A 3,083-nucleotide genomic window follows, 5' to 3' on the forward strand; every position below is an offset into this window, starting at 1 on the left:
AATTGATTTACAAAGAAAGGAGACTCGTGCATCATCTCATTGCCTTAGATATAGAATACAATTATAAAAAAAATTTAATATATGAAATAGACTTAAATGGGGTTATAACCTTTGCCAACTCAAACTTTGCTGAAGTTACTGGTTTTAGACGAGAGGAACTTATAGGTAAAAACCACAAGATTTTTAGGCATCCTGATGTTCCTGATGCAATATATGCAAAACTCTGGTATACCAACAATAGAATGAAAAAATGGTTTAGTACTCTAAAAAATATTCGTCGTGACGGCATGTACTTTTGGAGCAATATTCATACTACACCAAAATATGACAAGAGTAATAATATAATTGGATTTATTATCGTACACAAACCAGCATCAAAAATAGATGTAGAAGAAGAGATTGAGCTTTATGCTCAATATGATTAAATATAGAGGTAAATAAAATATGTACTACGGATACAATAACAAAAAACAGATTACAATGGCTGACCAAGAGTTTATAGAGCTACTTGGGTATAGAAATTTTAGTGATATTATAAAGAACGATATTGCCCAAAGTGTCAAATTTGAGAATGGTAAAATATATCTAAAATTAAGCGATAAAGCTATTAAAGCAAACTACTCTGAAACTGCGTTTTTAACTAATAGCGACAGTATCAAAGTACTGAAACTTAGCAATATAATAGAGACAAAAAACAGTGTAAGTAAACTACAACTAAACTATCATCCTATCTACTTGGATGTGCAGAAAATCTCTTCGGATATAGGTCTATCTATAGATGACTATAAGTTATATCTTGACAGTTTTATCGACCAGTCAATTATTGATGAGAAAAAACTGCTTGATGGAGACGATAGAGCTATCAAAAATCTCTCTAATCTTGCTCTAACACTTAAAGTACCAAATATCAATATACTGCTACTAAAAATCAAAAAACTTCCTAGTGGGGAACGCTCACAATATATTGATGAGTACTATACAAGATTAGCTCTTCTTACACTAAAAAAACCGATAGCAGATAGTGTAGTAGAGAGAGATACTCCATCATTAGATACAAAAAATACAAAAGAGGAGGAGCTAAATAGTAAATTTACAGAGCTTCTTAGCAATGTAGAAGAGCCTCCTCTAAATGAGAAAAAAGAGGAAAAACTAAATAATATCAAAGCTGATGCTATTGATTTGGATATGGATATGGATATGGATTTAGATTTTAACCTAGATGATGAACTAGTTCCACTAACAGATATAAGCATTAAAAAAATAGAGGAACCAAAATCCAATGTTGAGAAAATTTCTTTGGAAAATATAATTCCACTTCCTATTGATTATAACCCTAAAGTTGCAGCTGATGAGCTAAATTTACCTGTTGTTCTAATTGAAGAGTTTGTTGAGGATTTCATAGAACAGGCACACCATGACAAAGACCATCTCTTGGCATCATATTATCAAAAAGATATGGATAATATTCATGAACTTGGACATAAACTAAAAGGTGCAGCTAGTAATCTTCGTATCAATGAACTTGCCGATGTACTAGAAGAGATTCAATTCTGTACAGAACATCTGAAACTTAAATCACTGTTTATCAAATATTGGGGTCTGTTTATCTCACTTGAAAACTATATGAAACAACCTAAACAGTAATAGGAGAGGGGTAACCTATGCAGATAAATAACCGATTAAGATTGATAAGTATCCTCCCTCTGCTGCTACTTTTTATTGTATCTAGTTATTTTCTCTTTATCTCATATAGTAAATACTATAAAGCGGATGAGTTAAGAGATATAATAAAAAACAATATAGAGCTAACTGCTGTCATAAAAGAGGTTGGAAGAGAGAGGGGACTTAGTTCTAGCTTTATTGGGTCAGAAAATGAGACTCATGCCAAACAAGAACTTCTACGACAGAGAGAGGTAACTAATGATGCCATTGAAAAAGCAAAAAAGTCACTAATACATATCAACAATAACTCAATATTCTCGGGACTCATTAACTCGAAAATAGATTATGACAATCAAAGTATTTTTAATCATCTAAAGCAGATAGGTGGTATTCGTGCTGATATAGACCAAAACAGGCTCTCTTTTGCAAATGCTTTTTATAAGAGATACACCAGAGATCTTACAGAGCCTATCTTAAAGCATCAGTTGCTTATAAACTACTATAAACTTAATGATGAAATATCTTCACTAGTAACCTCTCTCTCTCAACTCTATATAGCAACAGAGAACTCTTCACTAGAGAGAGATTTTGTTAACTATTTTTTGATGAAACAGATACCTATGACCGAAAAAGATATTGCATTTTGGCATAAATCAAGAAATAAATCTAGTGTATTTAACCCCATGGAGATACTAGATTATGAGTTGAAGAGAAAAATATTCTCTTTTGTAAACAGTAGGGACTATAAAAATGTAAATAGAGAGATAGAGAGTAACTTCTCAAAACTACAAAAAAATATTGATGATGGAGCTTTCTCTATAGAGCATGTATCTTGGTTTATTATGCATGGGGATAAGATAGACTATTTTTCTAAAATGCAAAAAGAGGTAGAGAAAACCCTTTTTGCAAAGAATGATGCTTATGTTTTCCAAAATGTTACTATATTAATAGTGGCTGGATTTTTCTGGATGCTCTCTATTATACTAACAGTGCTTGGATATAGAACAGGTAGAGATATTAGTAATAATATAAAAAGCTTAGAGGATATTCTAAACAATACAGTCCAAGAGATAGAGTCAGATAATACTTTTGATGAACCAAGTATCAATGCTATAAAGAGTATAGACCTAAACACAAACAAAGGTATAAAAGAGGCTTATAAATTTTTGGAACTACTCATAGAGAATGCTAGACAAGATAAGATGCAAGCACTTGAGGCAAATATGTCAAAGTCACTCTTCTTAGCAAATATGTCACATGAGATACGAACTCCACTAAATGGAATTGTTGGATTTACTGAACTTCTTAAAAATACCGAGCTGAATGATGAGCAGGTTGAATTTACTGGTATTATTGAGAAAAGCTCTGAAAATCTGCTTAGTATCATCAACAATATCTTAGACCTATCAAAGATAGAGAGT

3 protein-coding genes are annotated in these 3,083 nt (G+C 31.8%); all 3 read left to right on the forward strand.

Annotated elements, in window-relative coordinates:
• Window positions 1-26 precede the first annotated feature (26 nt).
• A complete protein-coding gene (locus GSY74_RS02960; protein ID WP_164663624.1) occupies window positions 27-425 on the forward strand; it encodes a PAS domain-containing protein in 399 nt (132 codons plus the stop codon).
• A 19-nt stretch (window positions 426-444) separates the two neighbouring features.
• Window positions 445-1,644 (forward strand): Hpt domain-containing protein, encoded by a 1,200-nt coding sequence (locus tag GSY74_RS02965; RefSeq protein WP_164663625.1) that lies wholly within the window; start codon window positions 445-447, stop codon window positions 1,642-1,644.
• Between the two features lie 17 nt (window positions 1,645-1,661).
• A partial coding sequence (locus GSY74_RS02970) for a nitrate- and nitrite sensing domain-containing protein (protein WP_188108686.1) occupies window positions 1,662-3,083 on the forward strand: 1,422 nt, incomplete at its 3' end.

The sequence above is a fragment of the Sulfurovum sp. bin170 genome (assembly GCF_010892395.1).
Taxonomy (GTDB): domain Bacteria; phylum Campylobacterota; class Campylobacteria; order Campylobacterales; family Sulfurovaceae; genus UBA1140.

Coding starts and splice junctions, on each gene's coding strand:
- GSY74_RS02965 (WP_164663625.1), top strand. CDS start 445: ATGTACTACGGATACAATAACAAAAAACAGATTACAATGGCTGACCAA.